Raw genomic sequence first — 2,264 nt, forward strand, 5'->3', positions numbered from 1 at the left:
CGTGCGCTCCAGTCTGCGGCTTCGCCCTGATCGCATCCCGATCGGCGAGGTGCGCGGGCCCGAGGCGCTCGATCTTCTGAAAGCCTGGGGCACCGGCCATCCCGGCGGGATCGGCACGATCCACGCCGGCACCGCGACCGCTGCGCTCCACCGGCTCGAGCAACTCATCCTCGAAGCCATCGCTCATGTCCCGCGCGCGCTGATCGCCGAGACGATCGACGTAATCGCGGTGCTCACCGGTCGCGGCGCCGAACGCCGGCTGTCCGAGCTCGTACGCGTCCAGGGCCTCGCGCCTGAAGGCACCTACCGCCTCCTTCCCCTCCTCACAAAAGCCGGAGATCCATCATGATCGTCACTCGTCCTTCGTTGTCCGCTCGGATCGGCAATGCGCGGGCGCGCATCCCCGATTTGGCCCGCAAGGCGCTCGTAAGCCTAACTCTGGCGCTCGCGCTTACCACCGCTCCTCCCGCCTGGGCGGGCGGATCGGGCATGCCGTGGGAAACCCCGCTCCAGTCGATCGTCGACTCGGTGCAGGGTCCGGTCGCCAAGGTGATCGGCGTGATCATCATCGTGATCACCGGCCTGACGCTCGCCTTCGGCGACACGTCCGGCGGCTTCCGCAAGCTGATCCAGATCGTGTTCGGCCTGTCGGTCGCCTTCGCCGCCTCATCCTTCTTCCTAAGCTTCTTCAGCTTCGGCGGCGGGGCGCTCGTCTGATGCAGGGGGATCTGCCCGGCTTCGCGGCGCCCGTCCATCGGGCGCTGGCCGAGCCGATCCTGCTCGCTGGCGCGCCGCGTGCACTCGCGATCGTCAACGGCACGCTCGCCGCCGCGATCGGCATTGGCCTCAGGCTCTGGATCGCCGGCATCGTAATGGCGGTGGTCGGTCACGGCCTCGCGGTCTTCGCTGCCCGCCGCGACCCGCAGATCCTCCCCGTCGCGCGCCGCCACATCGCGCTTCCCACTCTCTTCGAAAGCTAAGCCCCATGTTGTTCCTCCGCGAACATGCTCGCCGCGCGTCGCGGCTCTCGGACTTCCTGCCCTGGGCGGCGCTGATCGCGCCGGGCATCATCCTCAACAAGGATGGCAGCTTCCTGCGGATCGCCCGCTTTCGCGGTCCCGATCTCGACAGCGCCACCCAGGCCGAGCTAATCGCCACCTCGGCCCGGCTCAACAGCGCGCTAAAGCGGCTCGGCACCGGCTGGGCGATCTATGTCGAGGCGCAGCGCAGGGAGTCGCCGGGCTATCCGGCTTCGGACGGTTTCGCTGACCCGGTCTCGGCCCTCATCGATGAGGAACGACGCGACCAGTTTGAGGGCGGGGACGTCACCCAGCCAAACTTCACCAGCGCCTATTATCTGACGCTGCAATGGCTACCGCCGGCTGACGACACGTCGAAGGCGTCGGCGCTGTTCTACGAGGGCGGCGCAGCTGGTGTAGCCACCGCCGCCGACCATCTCGACGACTTCGAGCGCGGTACCGGCCGCCTGCTCGACATGATCGAGGGCGTGATGCCCGAAGCCGCCTGGCTCTCGGACGCCGAAACGCTGACCTACCTTCATTCGACGATCTCGACGCACGATCAGCGCATCGCCGTGCCCGAGACGCCGATGCACCTGGATGCGCTACTTTCGGATGAAGTGCTCGTCGGCGGTCTGACACCTCAGCTCGGTGCCAAGCATCTGCGGACCCTGTCCGTCACCGGCTTTCCGGCGGTCACGGTGCCGGGCATGCTCGACGAGCTTAACCGGCTGGGCTTCGCCTATCGCTGGACCACCCGCGCGATCTGCCTCGACAAGGTGTCGGCGCAGCGGATGCTCGGCCGCATCCGCCGCCTGTGGTTCTCCAAACGCAAGAGCCTGGCCGCGATCATCAAGGAGGTACTGACCAACGAGGCGAGTGTGCTGGTCGACACCGACGCCGCCAACAAGTCGGCCGAAGCCGACGCGGCGTTACAGGATCTTGGCGCCGACATCGCCGGCTATGCCTATGTCACCAACACGATCACGGTGCTCGGCGAAACGCCGCGAGACGCCGATCTGCGGTTGCAGGCGATCGAGAAGATCGTCCGTGGCCGGGACTTCGCCTGCATCGCGGAGAGCCTGAACGCGCTTGAAGCCTGGCTCGGCTCGCTGCCGGGCAACCCATATGCGAATGTCCGGCAGCCGCCGGTCTCGACGCTGAACCTCGCCCACATCATGCCGGTGTCAGCGGTCTGGGCCGGCCCCGATCGCGACGACCATTTCAACGCGCCGCCGCTGCTCC

Annotated in this window: 3 protein-coding genes and 1 pseudogene; all 4 read left to right on the forward strand. The window is 67.4% G+C overall.

Translation table 11 applies throughout. The features are described 5' to 3' along the window. A partial coding sequence (locus tag BHQ40_RS24520) for an ATPase, T2SS/T4P/T4SS family (RefSeq protein WP_171905963.1) occupies nt 1-349 on the forward strand: 349 nt, incomplete at its 5' end. Continuing rightward, nucleotides 346-717: a TrbC/VirB2 family type IV secretion system protein gene (locus tag BHQ40_RS24525; protein ID WP_083277146.1), complete on the forward strand. Its 372-nt coding sequence runs from the start codon at nt 346-348 to the stop codon at nt 715-717. The genes BHQ40_RS24520 and BHQ40_RS24525, both read left to right, overlap by 4 nt. Continuing rightward, nucleotides 717-980, forward strand: coding sequence for a VirB3 family type IV secretion system protein (locus BHQ40_RS24530; protein WP_070158288.1), 264 nt, complete (start codon nt 717-719; stop codon nt 978-980). Before BHQ40_RS24525 ends, BHQ40_RS24530 begins: the two co-directional genes overlap by 1 nt. Nucleotides 981-985: 5 nt before the next feature. Beyond that, nucleotides 986-2,264 (forward strand): annotated as a pseudogene (locus BHQ40_RS24535) (conjugal transfer protein TrbE); the annotation flags it as partial.

This window comes from Sphingobium phenoxybenzoativorans, from assembly GCF_001757355.1.
GTDB lineage: Bacteria > Pseudomonadota > Alphaproteobacteria > Sphingomonadales > Sphingomonadaceae > Sphingobium > Sphingobium phenoxybenzoativorans.

Excerpts from the sequence above, each read along its gene's own strand:
- BHQ40_RS24525 (WP_083277146.1), top strand. The coding sequence starts at position 346 with ATGATCGTCACTCGTCCTTCGTTGTCCGCTCGGATCGGCAATGCGCGG.
- BHQ40_RS24530 (WP_070158288.1), top strand. The coding sequence starts at position 717 with ATGCAGGGGGATCTGCCCGGCTTCGCGGCGCCCGTCCATCGGGCGCTG.